Here is a 21,138-nt window from a genome sequence, read left to right as displayed (position 1 = left end):
GTTATGCGTAAAGTGGGTTCACTTTATCTGCATCAATGTTGAATTTAGCAATTGCTTCAACAACTACTGATTTCTCAACTTCACCACGTTTCGCAAGCTCTGACAGTGCTGCAACAACAACATAACCTGCGTTCACTTCGAAGTGGCGGCGTAGGTTGTCACGGCTATCAGAACGACCAAAGCCGTCAGTACCTAGCACTTTATAGCTTGCAGTTGGCATGAATGCGCGAACTTGCTCAGCATAGTTCTTCATGTAATCCGTTGCAGCGATTGCTGGCTCAGAGCCTAGAACTGTTGCGATGTAAGGTACTTTTTGCTCAGCTTCTGGGTGTAGCATGTTGAAGCGTTCTGCATCTTGACCGTCACGCGTTAGTTCGTTGAAAGAAGTTACAGAGAACACATCAGATGCGATGCCGTACTCTTCGCTTAGGATACCCGCAGCTTTACGAACTTCGTTCATGATAGTACCAGAGCTCATTAGCTGAACTTTAGACTTGCTACCTGCATAGCTTTCTAGCTTGTAGATACCTTTACGGATACCTTCTTCAGCGCCTTCAGGCATAGCTGGCATGTGGTAGTTTTCGTTCATTAGCGTTAGGTAGTAGAAGACGTTCTCTTGCTCGCCGTACATACGACGTAGACCATCTTGTAGTAATACCGCTACTTCATAAGCGAACGTTGGGTCATAAGACACACAGTTAGGGATAGTGTTAGCAAGAACATGGCTGTGACCATCTTCGTGCTGTAGACCTTCACCGTTAAGCGTTGTACGACCAGCTGTTGCGCCAAGTAGGAAACCACGTGCTTGTTGGTCACCAGCCATCCACGCCATGTCGCCAACACGTTGGAAACCGAACATAGAGTAGTAGATATAGAACGGGATCATTGGAAGATCGTTTGTGCTATATGACGTCGCTGCTGCCACCCAAGAAGACATTGAACCAAGTTCATTGATACCTTCTTGCAATACTTGACCTGAAGTCGCTTCTTTATAGTAAGACACTACGCTGCGATCTTCTGGTGTGTAAGTTTGACCGTGTGGGTTATAAATACCGATTTGACGGAACAGGCCTTCCATACCGAAAGTACGTGCTTCGTCGGCAATGATTGGAACGATGTTCTTACCAATGCCTTTATCTTTAAGCATGATGTTTAGCGCACGGACATAAGCCATAGTGGTTGAAATGTCACGTTTTTGCTCGCTAAGTAGCGCATCAAACTCAGAAAGTTCAGGAATTTCTAGTGCTTGTGTAAAGTTAGGCAGACGTTTTGGCGTGTAACCTTTCAGTGCTTTACGACGTGCATGTAGATATTCGTATTCAGCGCTGCCTTCTTCTAGTTTTAGATAAGGTAGGCTTTGAACATCTTCATCAGAAATTAAGTCTTCAAGACATAGACGGTCACGTAGGCTCTTCACGTGAGTCATATCTAGTTTTTTAACTTGGTGCGCGATGTTTTTACCTTCCGCAGCGTCACCCATGCCGTAACCTTTAACTGTTTTCGCAAGGATTACAGTTGGTTTGCCTTCAGTGTCTTGTGCATTTTTAAATGCTGCGTAAAGTTTAGATGAATCGTGACCACCACGTTTAAGCTCAAAGATTTGCTCATCAGTCATGTCAGCAACAAGTGCTGCAGTCTCTGGGTATTTACCAAAGAAGTGCTCACGCACGTATGCGCCATCTTTTGATTTAAATGTTTGGTAGTCGCCATCGATGGTTTCATTCATCAATTGAAGCAGTTTACCAGAGGTATCTTTTGCGATAAGTGCATCCCAGTTGTTACCCCAGATAACTTTCACAACGTTCCAACCAGCACCTTTGAATAGACCTTCAAGTTCTTGAATGATCTTACCGTTACCCATTACAGGGCCGTCAAGACGCTGTAGGTTACAGTTGATTAGGAAGCATAGGTTGTCTAGTTTCTCACGCGCTGCGAAAGAAAGAGAACCGCGTGATTCTGGCTCATCCATCTCACCATCACCTAGGAAGGCATAAACGCGCTGCTCAGAAGTATCTTTTAGACCACGGCCGTGAAGATATTTCAAGAAACGAGCTTGATAGATAGCTGCGATTGGGCCAAGACCCATAGATACAGTTGGGAACTGCCAAAATTCTGGCATTAATTTAGGGTGTGGGTATGAAGGGATACCTTTACCATCAACTTCTTGACGGAAGTTATCAAGTTGCTCTTCAGTTAGACGGCCTTCAAGGAAAGCACGTGCGTAGATCCCTGGAGAAATGTGACCTTGATAATAAACTAAATCGCCACCGTCTTTTTCGTTTGCAGCGCGGAAGAAGTGGTTAAAGCACACTTCATAAAACGCAGCAGCAGACTGGTAAGAAGCCATGTGACCACCAAGCTCTAAGTCTTTCTTAGAGGCGCGTAGTACGATCATGATTGCATTCCAGCGAATGATCGAACGAATACGACGCTCAAGTGTGATATCACCTGGGTAAGCTGGTTCTTGAGTTGGGGCAATAGTATTCACATAGTTAGATGTGATACCAGTTGGCATGTCAACACCGTCTAAACAAGCTTTTTCTAGAACTTGTTCAAGTAAATATTGTGCACGCTCAACACCTTCTTCGCGGACCACTGACTCAAGTGCTTCTAGCCATTCTTGAGTTTCCAGTGCATCAACGTCATTATTCATGACTTCTGACATGGCGATCTATCCTTTTGTTGGTTGGACTGCTTGTTATTTTAAATAACAGTCATTGTGATTCATTACTTTGCTTGATTCGGCGCAGTGAGCGTTTACGTCGCCCTTCTTCCATCGACAAATCCAGCAAGGTTTCTTCAATATAAGCCAAGTGTGCATGCGACGCATTACGAGCATCTTCAGGGCGACGCTCGATAATCGCCTGCACAATCGCGGCACGGTGATCACTCACCTTAGCTATAACCTCATCGCGACGATGAAGTAATTCAAAATTCTGTAGTATGTTTTGCTCAAGTAATGGCGCAAGGCTTTTGACTATGTGGAGCAAAACCATATTGTGTGAGCCTTCGGTAATCGCTATCAGCATCTTCATGACAGCGCAAACTTCTTCGCTCATATTTTTCTCAAGAGTCGCTTGAGCGGCAAGTTTTTGATAGCGCTCGATACGTTCAAAATCTTCTTGAGTGCCACGCAGCGCGGCAAAATATGCAGAAACACCTTCCATTGCATGGCGGGTTTCAAGTAAATCAAGTTGCGTCTCTTTGTGTGTGCTTAATAAATCAAGTAAAGGATCTTCAAATGATTTACCTAAGCTTTCGCTGACAAAGGTGCCACCACCTTGACGGCGCCTAAGCAGTTTCCTCGCTTCTAAGCGTTGAATCGCTTCACGTATAGAAGGCCTTGAAACTTCAAATTGCTTGGCAAGCTCCCGCTCTGGCGGTAATTGCTGCCCTGCGGATAAGCTTCCTTCGATGATGAGTTTTTCGAGTTCTTTCTCGATCACATCCGATAATTTAGGTTGCTTAATCCGAGCCATTGCACTTCTCTATTTGTCCATCTTGATTTTGATTGTAAATTGGTCTTACCAATTACTTAACTCATACAAAATAGTACCGAATCAAATATCAAGTGTCCAGACAAAACTTGATTTAGGTCATGGAAATCAGCCTAAAATAACAAGTCTCTAACCATTTATAGGTGCACATGTTAAATATTTTATTCGGTAAAGTTATTATTTTGTGTTTTTAATGACATTTAATGCCTATCTTAACCAAGAAAAAGCGTAGAAAAAATTGCGCATAGTTAAGCTGTGGCTAGGCTCACACGCAACAATGAAATTTAGCTTTGTTACCTTGTTTAACCGACATCCAAGCAGTCAATAGCTAAATTAACCAAGAGATGTGACATCAAGGTGATCCATCCTTCATCTTTTGATATCAAAGATAAGGCTTGGATCAGCACCTGCAAGTATTAATACGAAAGTATTAGAAGCTTATAACGAAGAATAAACCTAATTAAAATATGCGTTTAAGAGTACCCAAGGTTTTTTCTTTTCAGTAGTAAAATTAATCAAATTTAGCCTAATAAACCGAAATAATAACGCCAGTTAAAGGTCAGTCCTGGGTCCGGTTTACGTAATGGGGCGATAAATTGGTGTCCGGTGATCCGCTGACGGGTGATTTTCGGATATCGCGCCTGCAAACTTTTAGTGACGGCTTGCAGGCTTTGATATTGCGCTTCGGTGTAAGCATCTAGCTCACTCCCCTCAAGCTCAATTCCAATTGAGTAATCATTGCATGCCTCGCGCCCTGCAAAACTTGAAACCCCAGCATGCCAAGCACGCATATCAAAAGGCACAAACTGGATCACCTCGCCATCTCGGCGAATTAAACAATGGGCTGAAACTTTTAGATGCTTAATCGATTCAAAAAATGGATGATCATCTGGATTGAGCGTACCCGTGAAAAGCTGCTCGATATAAGGCCCACCAAATTGCCTTGGCGGCAGACTAATATGGTGTAGCACTAGCAATGAGATATCTAACTCATCGTTTTCAAGCGTCTGTCTTTGATTACAAAATGGTGATGGGCAGTGCTTGACCCCTTCAAGCCAATGCTCTGCGTTGATGTGAAACTTGTTCATGAAATACCTGTAGTTTATTGGTTAATTTTGTACAATCACAGCCGTTTTGTAGAATCAAACGCTGATGAAATGCTGAATTTCCAGTATGATAAAAACATAACATCTAATTTCATGTTCAAGGAATAAATTTATGACAAATGCTCACAATAGTATTGCGCGTTTAGAAGATCTCAAGCAGCGCCTTCCAGCTGAAATCACGCGCATGGTCAGCGACACTTTAAAAGAAGACCTTGGCGGCACGCTTGATCCAAATGCGGATATTACGGCAAGCCTTATTCCTGCGGACACGATTAACACCGCAACCCTTATCACACGAGAAGCAGGCGTTTTTTGTGGCGTGGCTTGGGCGGAAGAAGTGTTTAAGCAACTTGGCGGCGAAGTGACGATCGATTGGCAGGTCCAAGACGGCGATACCCTTGAGCCAAACCAAGTAATTTGCACTTTAACTGGCCCTGCGCGTATTTTGCTTACCGGTGAGCGTAATGCCATGAACTTTATTCAAACGCTATCTGGTTGCGCGACTGAAACCGCGCGCTATGTCAAAGCCCTTGAAGGTACACACTGCAAACTGCTTGATACGCGTAAAACGCTGCCAGGTCTGCGCTATGCATTAAAATATGCTGTCTCTTGTGGCGGCGGCTTTAATCATAGAATCGGCGTTTATGATGCTTATTTAATTAAAGAAAATCATATTATCGCTTGCGGTGGTCTTGAAAAGGCAATCCAAACAGCCAAAGCGCTAAACCCAGGTAAGCCGGTTGAGATTGAAACTGAGTCTTTAGATGAGTTATCACGCGCGATTGATGCCGGCGCTGATATTGTGATGCTAGATAACTTTAGCGTTGAGATGATGCTAGAAGCAGTGAAAATTAACCAAGGCCGCGCTGCACTTGAAAACTCAGGTAATGTGACCATGGAAACCCTGCGCACTTATGCTGAAACTGGCGTGGATTATATCTCTGTTGGCGCTTTAACTAAGCATATTAAAGCACTCGATCTTTCTATGCGCTTTCAAGATTAATCTTTCACCTTTTTAAGACATTTCTTAAAAGTGTGACAACGCTCTGCGTGCTCCTTAGCTAAATTTCTTGTGTCATATCGACATTTTTAGCTAGGAGCCGCTATATGTTTTTATTTAGATCTATTTTTAACCACACCTTTTCCTTCAAACCTCGCAAAAATACGAATCATCTTCGCACCAAAGCCCTTGGTTTTACGTTAATTGAATTAATGATGGTGCTTGCCGTAATTGCCCTATTAGTCAGTATGGGGATCCCTAAATATCAAAAGTATCTGCAAAAAGCAGCGCTCAGTACCAGCCTTGCTCAAGCCAGTGCGCAAAAGCTCGATGTGGAATTAGCAATTAGTGAACAAGGCACTTTCCCTACACATGCTGAGCGAAAATTTAACTTAGGCAATATACGCTTTACCCCACAAAGCGGGATAACGGGTGAGATCGTGGCAGATATTACGTCTGGCGCTGCTGCCAATAGTACGCTTAGCCTGCTGCGAGATGCGGATGGACAATGGCAATGCATAGTCACCAGCAGCGACATTCAAGCTGAACAACTCCCAAATTCATGTCAACTCGCAGCTAAATAAGGAGCGCAAGATGCAATCTCAAGTTCATACTTATCAATGGCAAGGGATCCGCAAACAAGCAACTTGTCATGGGATCTCTTTAGGTGAAAGTAAAAAAGAGGTGAGTTTGCATCTGCGCCAGCAAGGGATCTTGCCCTTAAAGCTCACATCGACTAAATCCTATTACGCTAAATTCACCAGAGCAAAACCTAAAAGTGAACTTAAATATGAGTTTACTGAGACAATGGCAAGCTTACTCAAAGCCAATATTCCTTTACTGCAAGCTTTAGATATAGCAGCCAAACAGCAAACAAAAGATAAGCTCTTTCAAGCTCAAGTTTTTTATATTCGACGCTTAGTACAAACAGGCGCACCGCTGCATTTATCCCTTGCTCGATTTGACGCTTGCTTTGATCCCTTATATTGCCAACTTATTCGCCTTGGTGAGCAAACCGGCGCACTTGCTGAAAGCTTCGAGTTTTTGAGTTCGCATTTAAAAAAGCTTTTAGAGATAAACAAGCAAATCAAAAAAGCCATGCTTTACCCTACTTTGGTGCTAGTGATGAGTTATGCCCTGTTTTTATTCACTTTTTTATTTGTGCTACCTAAATTTGCTTTAATTTTCAGCCAATTTAATGCCAAACTGCCTAGCTTTAGTGAAAATTTATTTATGCTTAATCAGGTATTTTTAGATCACTTAGGCTTATTTTTTGCTATCCAAGCAGGCTTATTCGCTGTGGGCGTGATTTATTTTAAACGTCATGCTTTTGAGATTGCAGCGAAGATCCCGATATTAAAGCAATATGTTCTTGAACTTGAGTTGTACTTAAGCATCCAAACACTTGCAAGCGCATGTTCAGCCGAACTTGAATTAACTAAAAGTTTATTGCTCTGCCAACGAACAAGTCGCTTAGATAAGCTTTCTTTAGCCTATCAAAATTTATATATTTCCATTCGCCAAGGGAGCAGTCTCAGTGATGCCATGCGCAATGAAAAAATATACCCTGATTTTGTGATCGAAGGGATCAAAATTGGTGAGACTTCAGGTACACTAAGTGCTCAGTGTCAACGCGTTGCAACCAATTTACAGCAAGACTTAGATAAAAAAATCACCCCTGTTTTAAGCTTTATTGAACCTATCTTTCTATTATTTATAGGCACCATGATAGCTTTTGTGTTGTTAGCGCTATATTTGCCTATTTTAGATTTAATCCAAAGTGTATAAATCAACCCGAGGATCCACATGCCAGTAGTATTCGAACTTTATCCGTGGTTACTTCCTGTTTTGGCGGGGATCTTCGGCTTGATTATCGGTAGTTTTTTAAATGTGGTGATCTACCGCTTGCCGATTATGCTTGAGCGCCAATGGGAGCAAGATGCTAACATTCACTCTAACTTAGATCCCAAAACACAAAAACCTATCACACAAGCGCCACTCGATACATCTGAATTAAACTTAAGCCTGCCGCGCTCGCATTGCCCTAAGTGTAAAAGCTTGATTCCTTTTTGGTATAATATTCCACTCCTTAGCTGGATTATGCTTAAAGGAAAATGCCATCATTGCAATACAAAGATCTCTGCCAGATACCCTTTAATTGAGCTCTTAACAGCTTGCGCTTCGAGTTATGTGGCTTATAAATTTGGCTATTCACCTTATACTTTATGTCTTCTAGGCGTGACTTATGCTTTGATTTGCTTAGCTTTTATCGATTCGGATCATTTTATTCTGCCAGACAATATTACCTTGCCATTATTATGGGCAGGGATCATTGCAAGCCTTATCGGCATCAGCCCAATTTCCATTGAATCTAGCCTTTGGGGCGCCATTGCCGGTTATTTAAGTTTATGGTCTTTGTATTGGGGATTTAAACTTATTACGGGCAAAGAAGGTTTAGGCTACGGGGACTTTAAACTCTTTGCGGCAGCTGGCGCTTGGCTGGGTTGGATGCCCTTGCCGAGCATGATCTTAATTGCTGCGATTTTGGGGATCATTGGCGGGATAATCTCACTCAAGCGTAACCAGCAAGACTTGCAAAATATGTTCCCATTTGGCCCATACTTAGCACTTGGCTTTTGGATTATCTTAATCTTTAAAGACAACTTATTTTCAGCCTATTTCTCACTGCTCTCATAAGAGTATTTTCTCATTTTCAGGATAAGGACAAAGCATGCCTTTTATTATCGGACTTACCGGCGGGATTGCGAGTGGTAAAACCCAAGTGTCGGATCACTTTGAGCGTGCACATCAAATTGATATCATCGATGCCGATGTGATTGCAAGGCAAGTGGTAGAGCCAAACACTCCTGCATTAAAAGAAATCGAGAATAGATTTGGCGCCGAGATTTTACGCTCAGACAAGAGCCTAAATAGAGGTAAATTAAGGGATATTATTTTTAATCATGAAGCAGAAAAAGACTGGTTAAATCAGCTTTTACATCCACTTATCCGCAAGCAAATCCAAGCTAGCTTGGCTCAAGCAACCAGCCCTTACGCAATTTTAGTTGCACCGCTTTTAATTGAAAATAAGCTTGAATATTTAGTTGATCGCGTCTTAGTTGTCGATGTGGATGAGGCAACCCAACTCAAACGCACCACAGCACGCGATAATGTGTCTATTAGCCAAGCAAAAGCAATCCTAAGTGCCCAAATTGACAGGAAAACTCGTCTTGCGCAGGCAGATGATGTGATCAACAATAATGACATAGATTTGAATCAATTAAAGCAGCAAGTCGATACACTGCATTATCAGTACTTAGCGATGGCGAAGGCTAAACAAGACTCATAATAAAGGCTAAGCTTGCGCACTCATCATTAAAGGATCAGATGACAGACTCATGTATATATTCGAACATCCTCTAACAGAAAAAATTCGCATGTATCTTAGAGTAGAATCTTTACTAAAGGGTATATACACAGCGGCGCTTGAACATGAAACCGTTCATTATCATGTATTATTTCGCAATACCTTTGATCTGCTTGAGCTTTTAGATCAGTTCCAACTCAAACAAGATCTCACTAAAGATTTTGAAGCCCTGCGTAATCAATATCAAGGTTGGCTCAATATCCCTGATATTAACCAAGATGCGTTGCAAAATGCCTTAGATAAAATCACGCATACAATTACTGGGTTAAAGTCTAGCCCGCGTTTCGGAGAGCAGTTGCGTAATGATAAGTTTTTACTCAACATCCGTCAGCGATTTTATATCTCCAAAGGCTTATGCAGTTTTGACTTGCCTATGGTGCATCATTGGCTAAACTCACCACTAGAAAAGCGTGAGCAAGATTTAGCCCTTTGGACACAAAGCCTTGATACGATGAAAGACTCATTGGATTTATATCTTTATTTCATGCGTAATGCGACGCCATTAAAACCTATTACGGCCAAGCGTGGCACTTATCAAAGTGATTGTGATGATGCGCAATTGCTGCGACTTGATATTCCGATGGAGCTTAATTGCTATCCAATGATTTCAGGTAGCCGCCAACGTTTTAATATTAAATTTATGAAATTTGAAACTGGCGAGGCGTATTTGCAGGATTTAGATTTTAAATTAGCGATTTGTTAATACTGAACTGACTTTAGACTTTAGGAAACCCCATGTCTCAACCTAGTAGCCCGAAAAAACAAACCATAGTGAAATGCCCAACCTGTAAGACAGATGTGGTCTGGGGGGAAGAAAGCGAATATCGCCCATTTTGTAGCAAAAAGTGCCAACTGATTGACTTTGGCACTTGGGCTGATGAAGAAAACGCCATCGCTGGCGCGCCAGATATGTCTGACTCAGATGGCTGGAGTGAAAGCTAATTAAAGCTTCGGCACAAGCTTTTGCATTACAGGAACATTGGCACTTGGAAACTCATACTTAGTTAAGTCTTCAAGTGCAACCCATTCACCAATTTGCCCTTCTTTACCAAAAGGCTTGCTAGCAAACTTAGTCACGCTGAAAAACTCAAATGAAAGTGATTTGTTTGGGTAGTCATAATCAAAGCTATCAAAGAGTTCAAGCTCACTAACTTGAATACCTACTTCTTCGTCTAACTCACGAATAAGCGCAGCGCTGCTCTCCTCGCCAAGCTCAACCTTACCTCCAGGAAACTCCCAAAAGCCGCCTTGGTCTTGGTGATTACCACGCTTAGTAATAAATATTTTGTCTTGCTCTGCGTTAAAAATGATGCCAGCGACGATTTTAATTCTTTTCATTTTTTTTACCTAAAAAAAGCCCTAGAAAGATAACTAGGGCTTGGTTATGTTTGAATCCAGATTTAACTATACATGATTTAAATTTGAGCGCATTCCCATTCAGGATAATGCTTGCGAATATAAGCATTTAGATCTCGGTCTGCTTTGGTATATTCACGTAGCACGCCATCTTGCTGATCTTTTAATTGATGCACCATACCTGCGCCAACCGTCACATTCGAGTGGCGATCAATAATAATAAAGGCACCCGTTTTTGGCAGGTCGTCAAACTTGTCGAGCACGATTTTTTCAGAGAGTTGCACGCTCGCATTCGCTATCTCATTGAGCATGATTGAGTCTGTTGAGTCTTCAAGTTGCTCGAGCGTATTCACATCAATTTTATGATGCAATTCGCTTATCTTACCAAAACAAGACTTGCTGCCGAACTTAAAGTTGTACTCTTTATTCGTGCGCAGTGGCGTTTCACCCATCCACACAATATGTGCTTCACAATGGTTGGTCACTTCAACCTCTTGGGTCGAATGAGTGATCACATCGCCGCGCGAGATATCAATCTCATCTTCAAGGGTTAAGGTGATCGCCATTCCCGGCGTTGCCATTTCAAGCTCACCATCATAGGTGTAGATAGACTTCACGCGGCTAGTTTTACCTGACGGCAGCGCTTTAATTTCATCTCCAACGCTGACAATCCCAGAGGCGAGCGTGCCACAAAAACCGCGAAAATCTAAATGTGGTCGATTCACATATTGAACAGGGAAGCGCATATTCTCAAGATTCTTATCTTGATCTATCTTCACCGTTTCCAAAAGTTTCATCAAGGTTGAACCCGGATACCAATCCATATTCTCACTTGGCGTCACCACGTTATCACCCATCAGGGCTGAGATTGGCACAAAACGAATATCATCAATATTCAAATGCTTTGCCATTTCACGATAATCAGATTTAATCTTTTGATAAACCTTTTGGTTATAATCCATCAGATCCATTTTGTTGATCGCAACGATCACATGCTTGATCCCAAGTAAGCTACAAATGTAGCTATGACGACGGGTCTGGGTTTGGATCCCGTAACGCGCATCGACCATAACAATCGCAAGATCAGAGGTTGATGCTCCGGTTGCCATGTTACGCGTATATTGCTCATGTCCTGGAGTATCTGCAATAATAAATTTGCGCTTATCGGTTGAGAAATAACGATAGGCAACATCAATGGTAATCCCTTGCTCACGTTCAGATTGCAAGCCATCAACTAAAAGCGCTAAGTCAAATTCTTGATTCGTGGTATTAAATTTTTGCGAGTCTTTTTCAATCGCAGCCATTTGATCTTCATAGATTAGCTTGCTATCAAAAAGCAGGCGTCCAATCAGTGTTGATTTACCATCATCCACGCTACCGCAAGTGATAAATCTTAATAAATCTTTGTTTTCATGTACTTTCAAGTAAGCTTCAATATCTGTAGCAATAAGCTCTGAGCTATGTGACATAGTGTGTCTTCCCTTAGAATTATTTTTAAGTGCGCTAACGACTTTTAAAATCAGTAATCTTCAGATATGAAGAAGATTAGAAATAACCCTCTCGCTTCTTCTTCTCCATCGACCCCGACGAATCATGATCAATCGCCCGCCCTTGACGCTCAGATGTTGTCGTGAGCAGCATTTCTTGAATGATTTCAGGTAGTGTTGTCGCATGGGATTCGACCGCACCTGTTAACGGGTAACAGCCTAAGGTGCGAAAGCGAACCATCTTCTCGACCAGTTTTTCACCTTCTTTGAGTTGCATACGCTCATCATCTTTCATGATCAGCATGCCATCACGCTCTACCACTGGGCGCACTTTAGAGAAATAAAGATCAGGAATTTCAATATTTTCTAGGTAGATATATTGCCAAATGTCGAGTTCAGTCCAGTTTGAAAGCGGGAATACACGAATGCTTTCACCTTGATTTACTTTGCCGTTATAAATATCCCACAATTCAGGACGTTGGTTTTTCGGATCCCATCTGTGTTGTGAATCACGGAAAGAATAGACACGCTCTTTAGCGCGAGATTTTTCTTCATCACGGCGTGCACCACCAAATGCAGCGTCAAAGCCATACTTGTCCAATGCTTGCTTTAAGCCTTGGGTTTTCATGATGTCAGTGTGCTTTGAGCCATTTTCAAATGGACTAATATTGAGCTCAAGGCCTTCTGGGTTTTGGTGCACGATAAGCTTCATGCCGACCTTTTCGGCCATTTGATCACGAAATTCAATCATTTCTTTGAATTTCCAAGTCGTATCCACATGCATTAATGGAAATGGTGGCACGCCTGGTGCAAAGGCTTTTTTGGCAAGGTGGAGCATGACAGAAGAATCTTTACCGACAGAATAAAGCATCACAGGGTTATCAAACTCTGCTGCCACTTCACGAATGATATGAATTGACTCAGCTTCAAGCTGTTTTAAGTGAGTCATTCTTTCTACGGATAAATCTTTTTTTAGCTGAGATTTCATAGCGAGTCCGTTCTAATTTCTGGAATTAAATTGTTAATCCATTGTAAAACCCGCCAATAAAAAAGCCACCCCGAATGAGGTGGCCTGTTAAAACGTTTCGTTTTAAGTTATATACGCTTAAACCATAAGGTAGTGCGTTTAAGCAATATTTTCGCTAAGCAATCTTACCGTGGCACTGCTTGAACTTCTTACCGCTACCACAAGGGCAAGGCTCGTTACGTCCAACTTTTGGCATGCCTTCGTTTGGCTGCGTCGCAGTGTTCTCACCTGTCGTTGCGGACTGGTGTTGAAGTTGCTGCTGACGCGCAAGAGCTTCGGCTTCAGCGCGGCGCTGCTCTTCCATTTGATCCACTTCTTCTTGACGCTGAACATGGACTTTACTCAAGACTGAAACCACATCGTATTTCAAGCTATCAAGCAAGTTTTCAAATAGTTCAAATGACTCACGCTTATACTCTTGTTTTGGATCTTTTTGCGCATAACCACGCAAATGAATACCTTGACGTAAGTGATCCATGGCAGAAAGATGCTCTTTCCATAATGTATCAAGCGTTTGCAGCATCACTTGTTTTTCAAAGTTACGTAGCACCTGTGCGCCGACTGCATCTTCTTTGCTGCGATATTCAGCAAGTGCAGTCTCGATAATACGCTCACGTAGGTTTTCTTCGTGTAATTTGTCATCTTCATCTAGCCATTCTTGGATAGGTAGATTTAAACCAAAGTCCGCTGCTAGGCGCTCTTCAAGACCTTTCACATCCCACATTTCATCAAGTGATTGAGGCGGAATATATTGCTCGAAGACTTGAGAGTAAACATCATGTGCGTTTTGCTCTAGCATCTCGCTGATGTCATCACTCATCATTAACTCATCACGTAGCTCATAGACAACTTTACGTTGGTCATTGGCAACATCATCGTAATCAAGCAATTGCTTACGGATATCAAAGTTACGGCCTTCAACTTTACGCTGCGCTTTTTCAATTGAGCGAGAAAGCATACGACTTTCAATCGCTTCACCGTCACCCATACCGTTTTGGATCATGCTTGCCATGCGATCTGAGGTAAAGATACGCAGTAATGAATCTTCCATTGATAGGTAGAAGCGAGAAGAACCTGCATCACCCTGACGACCTGCACGACCACGTAACTGGTTATCGATACGACGAGACTCGTGACGCTCAGTACCTATGATGTGTAGACCACCTGACGCCAATACTTGGTCATGTTTTTCTTGCCATTTCGCTTTGATTTGTGCGATTTGCTCATCGGTTGGATTTTCAATTTTCGCAACTTCAGTCTGCCAACTACCGCCAAGCATGATATCTGTACCACGACCAGCCATGTTGGTTGCGATGGTTACAGCGCCTGGTTCACCTGCATAGGCGATGATTTCAGCTTCTTTTTCGTGGAATTTTGCGTTCAAGACGCTATGTTTAATTTTAGCTTTTTTCAGTGCGTCAGATAAAAGCTCAGATTTTTCAATCGAAACCGTACCCACAAGCACTGGCTGACCATTGGCCACACGCTCTTTAATATCTTCGATGATAGCAGCAAATTTATCTGCTTCAGTGCCATAAACAATGTCTGGCATATCATTACGTTGCATTGGACGGTTGGTTGGAATTACCACTGTCTCAAGGTTGTAGATTGATTTGAATTCGAATGCTTCAGTATCTGCTGTACCTGTCATACCAGATAGTTTTTCATACAGACGGAAGTAGTTCTGGAAGGTGATCGATGCCAAAGTTTGGTTTTCATTTTGGATCTTCACGCCTTCTTTTGCTTCCACCGCTTGGTGCAAACCTTCAGACCAGCGACGACCCGGCATAGTACGACCTGTGTGCTCGTCGACAATCACGATTTCGCCATCATCAACAATGTAGTCAACGTCTTTTTCAAACAACACATGCGCGCGTAAACCAGCGTTCACATGGTGCAGTAGACTGATGTTGGCAGGAGAATAAAGCGTATCACCTTCTTCCATCAAGCCGTTTTGAATCAGCAGCTCTTCAACATATTCTTGACCAGTTTCTGTCAGATACACTTGTTTCGCTTTTTCATCTAAAGTGTAGTGACCTGTGCCGCGATACTCTTCAGAATCTTCTTCATCTTGCAGTTCAAGGCTTGGGATTAGCTTGTTCACTTTGATATATAGATCTGAGCTATCTTCTGCTGGACCTGAGATGATCAAAGGCGTACGCGCTTCATCGATTAAGATTGAATCCACTTCATCGACAACTGCAAAGAAACGTTCACGTTGAACGCGATCTTCTTTACGGAAAGCCATGTTGTCACGTAGGTAATCGAAGCCAAACTCATTGTTTGTGCCATATAAAATATCACATGCGTAAGCGGCTTGTTTTTCAGGAGGCATCATGTTGGCAATGTTAACGCCAACTGTCATGCCTAGGAATTCAAAGAGTGGACGGTTAGTTTCCGCATCACGAGAAGCAAGATAGTCATTGACTGTAATGACGTGCACACCTTTTTGCGGCAAGGCGTTGAGGTAAGCGGCAAGCGTTGCGGTTAGGGTTTTACCTTCACCTGTACGCATCTCTGCGATTTGACCATTGTTAAGCACCATGGCACCGATAAGCTGAACATCAAAGTGACGCATGCCAAAAACACGCTTTGAAGCTTCACGAACTGTCGCAAAGGCTTCTGGCATTAGTGCATCTAATGATTCACCTTGCGCTAGACGCTCACGAAACTCAATTGTTTTAGCCTTGAGCTCTTCATCGCTTAACTTTTCAAATTCTGGCTCAAAGTTGTTGATCACTTTTACAATTTTTCTTAAACGTCGCAGCGTTCTATCATTACGACTACCAATAACACTGGTAATTAGCTTGCCTATCATGTGCTTTATTTCTCTCTTTGATGATCGGATACCGAGGCGGCATATCAATCTAGCTTGATATAATTTTTGTATGATAAATCAGATATAAGGGCGATCCCTGCTTGTTTCAAGGTCCAACTTGCTCAAAGTGGATAATAAGCTTTGAGACGCGGATCTTTTACGTGCTTCTATTCTATGAAATTTAAGCAGTTTAAGCTATCTTATCTAAAGCTGAAGCGATATTATTATGCTTAAATTAAGAGTTATAAATCAAATTCTATGGTGTTTTATGCAAGATCGAGATCACAGGCCACAGCTTGCACATACCCTTTTTAAACATCAAGGTTTAGAAAGGCTTCAAACACAACTAAATAGCATGCAAGCGCTCAATAAAGTTCTTGCCAGTGCGCTTCCAAAGCAACTTAGCCACCTTTGTCATGCCACTCAAATCCATCAAGGGGTGCTTGTAATTTTAGTCGCAAGTGCGGCGCAAAAACGTCAACTCGAGTTCGAGCGTATTTCGATCCTATCAAAACTACGCCAATCCGGATTTGCGAGTTTAAGCTCCATCGAATTTAAGATAGATCCTAACTTATACCGCTCTCAAGCGCCGACTTCTGCGCAACCAATTAACCGTTTCACTCAAGCAAAAAAGGAACAAGACGCTTTACGCACTGAGAATGGGAAACGTAAAATGAGCGCAGAAACTGCGGCAAATCTACTAGCACTTGCCGAAAATGCACCACCTAAGATGAAAGCGAGTCTCGAGCGCTTAGCTAAACTTAAAAAATAAGTATAAAAAAACCAGACACTATATTGAATGTCTGGTTCTTTAGATATTTCACTAATTTTAAGCAAGAATCATGTTTGGTTCGACGAAAGCCACTGGCGAGCCAGCTTTTTCTTCGAATGTTGTCCATTCCCATGCTTCTTGGTTTTCAAGCAATGCACGCAATAGTTTATTATTTAATGCATGACCTGTTTTATATGCACGTAGTTCACCAACAATGCTATAGCCTGACATATACAAGTCACCAATCGCATCAAGAACTTTGTGGGTAACAAATTCATTATTATAGCGAAGGCCATCTTCGTTCAGGATTTTGAATTCATCTAAAACGATCGCATTATCAAAACTACCACCTAAACATAAGTTTTGTGATTGCAGTTGTTCAATATCACGCATAAAGCCGAATGTACGCGCACGCGAGATATTTTTAATAAATGCTTGAGATGAAAAATCAAACAGCATGTGTTGTTCATCAGCATCGATCGCAGGGTGATCAAAATCAATTTGAAAATCCATACGGAAACCATTGTAAGGCACAAGTTCAGCCCACTTATCGCCATCTTCGATGCGAACAGGTTTCTTAATGCGGATAAAACGCTTCGCTGCGTTCAATGTTTCAATGCCTGCAGATTGCAGCAAATATACAAACGGGCTTGCGCTACCGTCCATAATTGGGATCTCAGGTGCATCTACTTCAATGATGATATTGTCGATACCCATTCCAGCCAAAGCAGCATTTAAGTGCTCAACGGTTGAAATGCGAACGCCTTCATCATTCACAAGAGCTGTACACAACATAGTGTCACGAACAGAATATGCATCTGATTTAAAATCTACCGGTGGATTCACATCCATACGACGGTAAATAATACCAGTATTTGCAGGTGCTGGGCGCAACGTAAGTGTGACTTTACGTCCAGAGTGTAGACCCACTCCAGTCGTTTTCACCATCTCTTTTAAAGTACGTTGTCTTATCATGAATATTGCCTCGTTATATGCTACAAATTGCAAGCTACCGCAATCAGCTTATTTATTAAGCTAGTTTATACACTAGCCTAAATGAGATTTATTCTCAAGTAATTTTATTGCGGTAGTCCATTATAGCACAATTGTGCAGCATATCAAAGATGATTAAATACTGCACGATTGGACAAACCAAATATTTTAAAGTTTCACGCTAATTTGAGTAACTTAGTTAAGATTACTCAATGACGGCTAAAAAATTAGTCTGCTTGGTTACGCAAGAAAGTAGGAAAATCGTAATTATCCATATATGTTGCATCTTTCTCTGGGCGCGCAGCCGGTTTTGGTTCTTCTGCTTTTTCTGCCGCTGCAGGTTGTGCTGCTGGCGTGTCAGTTTTTGCTGCTGTCGAACTAGTATTGCCCGCAACAAGCTTAATGTTGTTGGTCTGTAGTTCGCTACCAATACCTGTTGCAACAACAGTTACGCGTAGCTCATCACCAAGATCTGGTTCGATAGAAGTACCTACAACCACTGTTGCGTTATCTGATGCGAATTGACGAACACTATCACCAACAGTGATGAACTCTTCAAGACCAAGGTTTTCACCCGCAGTGATGTTAACCAGTACGCCACGTGCGCCAGCCAGATCGATATCTTCAAGTAGTTGACTTGAAATCGCTTCTTCTGCAGCGCGGATCGCACGGTCTTCACCTGTTGCTGATGCACTACCCATCATCGCATGACCCATTTCAGACATAACTGTACGTACGTCTGCAAAGTCAACGTTCATGTCACCAGGGCGTGTGATAAGGTCAGCAATACCTTCAACCGCGTCTTTTAGTACATCGTTAACTTTTGAGTAAGCTTCAAGTAGCGTCACGTTGCGACCAAGAACTTTTAAAAGCTTATCGTTTGGAATAGTGATCAGGGAATCAACGTGCTCAGATAGTTCTTTGATGCCTTGCTCAGCAAAAGTCATACGCTTTTTGCCTTCAAAGCTAAACGGCTTAGTGACAACAGCAACAGTTAGGATACCAAGCTCTTTGGCAACTTCTGCTAGAATTGGCGCTGCACCAGTACCAGTACCACCACCCATGCCAACAGCGATAAAGACCATATCTGCACCTTCAAGTGCATTACGGATCTCTTCTTTTGATTCTAAAGCTGAATCACGACCAATTTGAGGGTTTGCCCCAGCACCAAGACCTTTTGTGATTTCTTGACCAATTTGGATAGTGTTTTCAACATTCATTTTACGCAGTGCTTGTGCATCTGTGTTGACACAAATAAAGCCTACGCCTGCAATCGATTCACGAATCATATGAGCCACAGCGTTACCGCCGCCGCCGCCGACACCGACTACCTTAATGACAGCTTCGATTTCGTTGTCGGACATTCCTGATGTAGTTTCTGGTTCAAACATTTGTTGTCTCCGTTTCTTCCCTGTTTGCATAAGTTTAGCCTTTAACGTCGTAAAACCTTAGCTAAATGATGTAAGATTTACTGTTTTTTTACTTTAACGTAAAACTTGCTACTTCAACCTAGTGGTAAAACTTATACTTCAGGTGAAAACTTATATAATATTAAGAGATATTAAAATTAAAATTCGTTTTGTACCCAAGAGCGCAGCTTCTTAAACACCCCTTTAAAGGATGATTCAGTTTCTGGATTCTTTTGCGCTGGTGGATGCTCGCTCTCGTCATATAACTGACTATCTTTTGCATAATGCAACAAACCCACTGCAGTTGAATGGCTGGCATCTTTAACATACTCAGTCAAGCCACTTACATCTTGTGGTTTACCTATGCGAACTTGTTCTCTGAACACGCGCTCTGCGCATTCAACTAAACCTTCAATCTGAGATGCACCGCCTGTTAATACAACACCAGCTGCAAGATGGTATTTAATGCCTTTTTCACGCATTTTATCTTGCTGGGTACAAATAACTTTATTTGCAAGCCCCATTAGCTCTGTATATCTAGGTTCGATGATATCAGACAATCTTTGTCGCTTAAGGCTGCGAGAAGGACGTCCGCCCACACTTGGCACGTTAATCGTATCATCTTGCTCGACTAATTCAGCCAGGGCGCAGCCATGTTTCACTTTTAAAGCTTCGGCATCTGCGATTGGTGTACTAAATGCATACGCGATATCACTCGTCACTGCATTCCCTGCATAAGGAATAACTTCGACATGACGTAATGAGCCACCGGTCCAAATGGAAATATCCATTGTCCCTGCACCAATATCAATCACGCACACACCTAAATCTCGCTCATCTTCGGTGATCACAGCATTACTTGATGCTAGACCTGAGAAGATCAATTGCTCAACTTTAAGATCGCAACGCTCAACAGCTTTAATAATATTACGAGCCATATCATTATGGCAAGAAATTAAGTGAACACTGACTTCCATTCGTACCCCAGACAAGCCAAGTGGATTGCGGATACCTTCTTGGTAGTCGATGGTAAATTCTTGCGGTATGACGTGTAATATACGTAATTCTTCGCCAATTTTGATAGACTTAGCAGTATGAACGACGCGGTCCATATCTTCTTGGGCAACTTCTTCATCGCTGATAGCGCCCATGCCTTTTTCAATCCGGCTACCAATATGGCTTCCAGATAAAGAAAGATAAACCTCTGAAATCTGGCATTCGGCCATTAATTCGGCTTGATCTATTGCTCTACGTACGGATTTTACAACAGATTCCAGATCATTAACACCGCCTTTATCCATGCCGCGCGATGGGCTTTCGCCTGCGCCAATCACATTGACTTGGCCGTCGGGTAAGACTTCGCCAACAAGTGCGGAAATCGTTGCGGTGCCAATATCAAGACCTACAACTATATGTCCTTCTGTGGTCTGATTCATTTATTTACTCTCTTGTGTTAATTTTTCATCTGACAGCCAACCGACTGCTGCGCCTATATCATATCTTAAATCTATATAACTGATTTGATCGACTTTATCACCTAAATAACGATAAAGCTTAATAAATCGACCTAATCTTTCTTTACGTGAGTCTTTGCCTAGCTCAAGACGAATGCCATTATCTAAAATAATTTGCCAAGCATTACGCTCATTTAATATTAATGCATCCATCTGACGACCTATTTGTGAAAGCTGAGCTTTGGTTTCAAACCAAACTTGTAACACTTCACTGCCTGCAATATCAGGACCAAAAAGCTTAGGCAAATCTTGGGAGACTAAACTTGGATCACCTTTAAATACATTACCATCAACGTCTAATAAATCGGTGCCATTCCAAATCGCACCCGCTTTATGTTCTGTAATTTGGACTTGAATTAAATCAGGCCAACGCTTACCAACAGCTGCATGCTCGACCCAAGGCATATCTTCAATACGCTTTTGCAACGCATCAATATCTTGAGTCATAAAGTTACCGAGTGGCTCACCAGAAATAAGCTGATCTCTGACAAGCTCTGGTGTCACATGAGTGAGTTCACCTTTCACAGCTAATCGTGCAAAAGGTAAACGTTGCGTATCAACCATCCAATTATATGCATTATAAACTAAGATCACTGTTGCAAAGATGACCGCAAGCAAAAATAAACCACCAAAAACCTGATGATTTCCCTTAGTTTTACTCGCCTTACTTGGCTTTTTTGCCATTTGAATACTCTCAATACTTGACACGGATGCCATCATCTTCACTTTATT

The 21,138-nt window shown here is 42.1% G+C and carries 19 protein-coding genes; 8 read left to right on the top strand and 11 right to left on the bottom strand.

The features are described from left to right. Position 1: 1 nt before the first annotated feature. From aceE to ampD, 3 genes are all read right to left on the bottom strand, one after another. Positions 2-2,665: a pyruvate dehydrogenase (acetyl-transferring), homodimeric type gene (aceE, locus tag AC2VOY_RS08595; protein WP_491830905.1), complete on the bottom strand. Its 2,664-nt coding sequence runs from the start codon at positions 2,663-2,665 to the stop codon at positions 2-4. 49 nt (positions 2,666-2,714) lie between these two features. Beyond that, entirely contained in the window at positions 2,715-3,479 is a 765-nt protein-coding gene (pdhR, locus tag AC2VOY_RS08590) for a pyruvate dehydrogenase complex transcriptional repressor PdhR (RefSeq protein ID WP_491830903.1), read from the bottom strand. Positions 3,480-4,018: 539 nt separating this feature from the next. Beyond that, complete coding sequence (ampD, locus tag AC2VOY_RS08585) at positions 4,019-4,585, bottom strand: 1,6-anhydro-N-acetylmuramyl-L-alanine amidase AmpD (protein WP_491830902.1); 567 nt, start codon at positions 4,583-4,585, stop codon at positions 4,019-4,021. A gap of 130 nt (positions 4,586-4,715) precedes the next feature. Between ampD and nadC the strand changes: the two genes are divergently transcribed. The 7 genes from nadC (at position 4,716) to yacG (ending at position 9,972) form a co-directional block, all read left to right on the top strand. After that, positions 4,716-5,606, top strand: coding sequence for a carboxylating nicotinate-nucleotide diphosphorylase (nadC, locus tag AC2VOY_RS08580; RefSeq protein ID WP_491830901.1), 891 nt, complete (start codon positions 4,716-4,718; stop codon positions 5,604-5,606). Positions 5,607-5,710: 104 nt separating this feature from the next. Then, positions 5,711-6,187, top strand: a complete 477-nt coding sequence (locus AC2VOY_RS08575) for a pilin (protein WP_491830900.1) — start codon at positions 5,711-5,713, stop codon at positions 6,185-6,187. A 10-nt stretch (positions 6,188-6,197) separates the two neighbouring features. Then, on the top strand, positions 6,198-7,391 hold the full coding sequence (locus tag AC2VOY_RS08570) for a type II secretion system F family protein (RefSeq protein ID WP_491830899.1): 1,194 nt from the start codon (positions 6,198-6,200) through the stop codon (positions 7,389-7,391). A gap of 18 nt (positions 7,392-7,409) precedes the next feature. Continuing rightward, positions 7,410-8,300, top strand: coding sequence for a prepilin peptidase (locus tag AC2VOY_RS08565; RefSeq protein WP_491830897.1), 891 nt, complete (start codon positions 7,410-7,412; stop codon positions 8,298-8,300). 34 nt (positions 8,301-8,334) lie between these two features. Beyond that, a complete protein-coding gene (coaE, locus tag AC2VOY_RS08560; RefSeq protein ID WP_491830896.1) occupies positions 8,335-8,952 on the top strand; it encodes a dephospho-CoA kinase in 618 nt (205 codons plus the stop codon). A 49-nt stretch (positions 8,953-9,001) separates the two neighbouring features. Beyond that, positions 9,002-9,733 (top strand): cell division protein ZapD, encoded by a 732-nt coding sequence (gene zapD / locus AC2VOY_RS08555; RefSeq protein ID WP_491830895.1) that lies wholly within the window; start codon positions 9,002-9,004, stop codon positions 9,731-9,733. A gap of 32 nt (positions 9,734-9,765) precedes the next feature. Beyond that, entirely contained in the window at positions 9,766-9,972 is a 207-nt protein-coding gene (yacG, locus tag AC2VOY_RS08550; RefSeq protein WP_491830894.1) for a DNA gyrase inhibitor YacG, read from the top strand. Here the strand turns inward: yacG and mutT are convergent, their stop codons facing one another. The 4 genes from mutT to secA all read right to left on the bottom strand — a co-directional run bounded on the left by mutT (position 9,973) and on the right by secA (position 15,718). Then, positions 9,973-10,368, bottom strand: coding sequence for an 8-oxo-dGTP diphosphatase MutT (mutT, locus tag AC2VOY_RS08545; protein ID WP_491830893.1), 396 nt, complete (start codon positions 10,366-10,368; stop codon positions 9,973-9,975). A 77-nt stretch (positions 10,369-10,445) separates the two neighbouring features. Further along, on the bottom strand, positions 10,446-11,855 hold the full coding sequence (cysN, locus tag AC2VOY_RS08540) for a sulfate adenylyltransferase subunit CysN (protein ID WP_491830892.1): 1,410 nt from the start codon (positions 11,853-11,855) through the stop codon (positions 10,446-10,448). A gap of 76 nt (positions 11,856-11,931) precedes the next feature. After that, entirely contained in the window at positions 11,932-12,861 is a 930-nt protein-coding gene (gene cysD, locus AC2VOY_RS08535; RefSeq protein ID WP_491830891.1) for a sulfate adenylyltransferase subunit CysD, read from the bottom strand. A gap of 154 nt (positions 12,862-13,015) precedes the next feature. Next, a complete protein-coding gene (gene secA / locus AC2VOY_RS08530) occupies positions 13,016-15,718 on the bottom strand; it encodes a preprotein translocase subunit SecA (RefSeq protein WP_491830890.1) in 2,703 nt (900 codons plus the stop codon). Positions 15,719-15,986: 268 nt separating this feature from the next. On the opposite strand from secA, the gene AC2VOY_RS08525 reads away from it, so the two are divergent. Further along, positions 15,987-16,490 (top strand): DUF721 domain-containing protein, encoded by a 504-nt coding sequence (locus AC2VOY_RS08525; RefSeq protein ID WP_491830889.1) that lies wholly within the window; start codon positions 15,987-15,989, stop codon positions 16,488-16,490. 57 nt (positions 16,491-16,547) lie between these two features. Here the strand turns inward: AC2VOY_RS08525 and lpxC are convergent, their stop codons facing one another. The 4 genes from lpxC to AC2VOY_RS08505 form a co-directional block, all read right to left on the bottom strand. Continuing rightward, positions 16,548-17,465 (bottom strand): UDP-3-O-acyl-N-acetylglucosamine deacetylase, encoded by a 918-nt coding sequence (lpxC, locus tag AC2VOY_RS08520; RefSeq protein WP_491830888.1) that lies wholly within the window; start codon positions 17,463-17,465, stop codon positions 16,548-16,550. 245 nt (positions 17,466-17,710) lie between these two features. Next, on the bottom strand, positions 17,711-18,874 hold the full coding sequence (gene ftsZ, locus AC2VOY_RS08515) for a cell division protein FtsZ (protein WP_491830887.1): 1,164 nt from the start codon (positions 18,872-18,874) through the stop codon (positions 17,711-17,713). Positions 18,875-19,050: 176 nt separating this feature from the next. Further along, positions 19,051-20,328 carry a cell division protein FtsA gene (gene ftsA, locus AC2VOY_RS08510; protein WP_491830885.1) on the bottom strand — a complete coding sequence of 426 codons (1,278 nt, stop codon included), beginning with the start codon at positions 20,326-20,328 and terminating at the stop codon, positions 19,051-19,053. Next, a complete protein-coding gene (locus AC2VOY_RS08505) occupies positions 20,329-21,126 on the bottom strand; it encodes a cell division protein FtsQ/DivIB (RefSeq protein ID WP_491830883.1) in 798 nt (265 codons plus the stop codon). It lies immediately after the preceding gene. Positions 21,127-21,138: the final 12 nt, after the last annotated feature.

Source organism: Vibrio sp. KMM 9700, assembly GCF_058545285.1.
The sequence above is the reverse complement of the archived record's forward strand: the minus strand, read 5'-3'. Positions and strand labels throughout refer to the sequence as shown.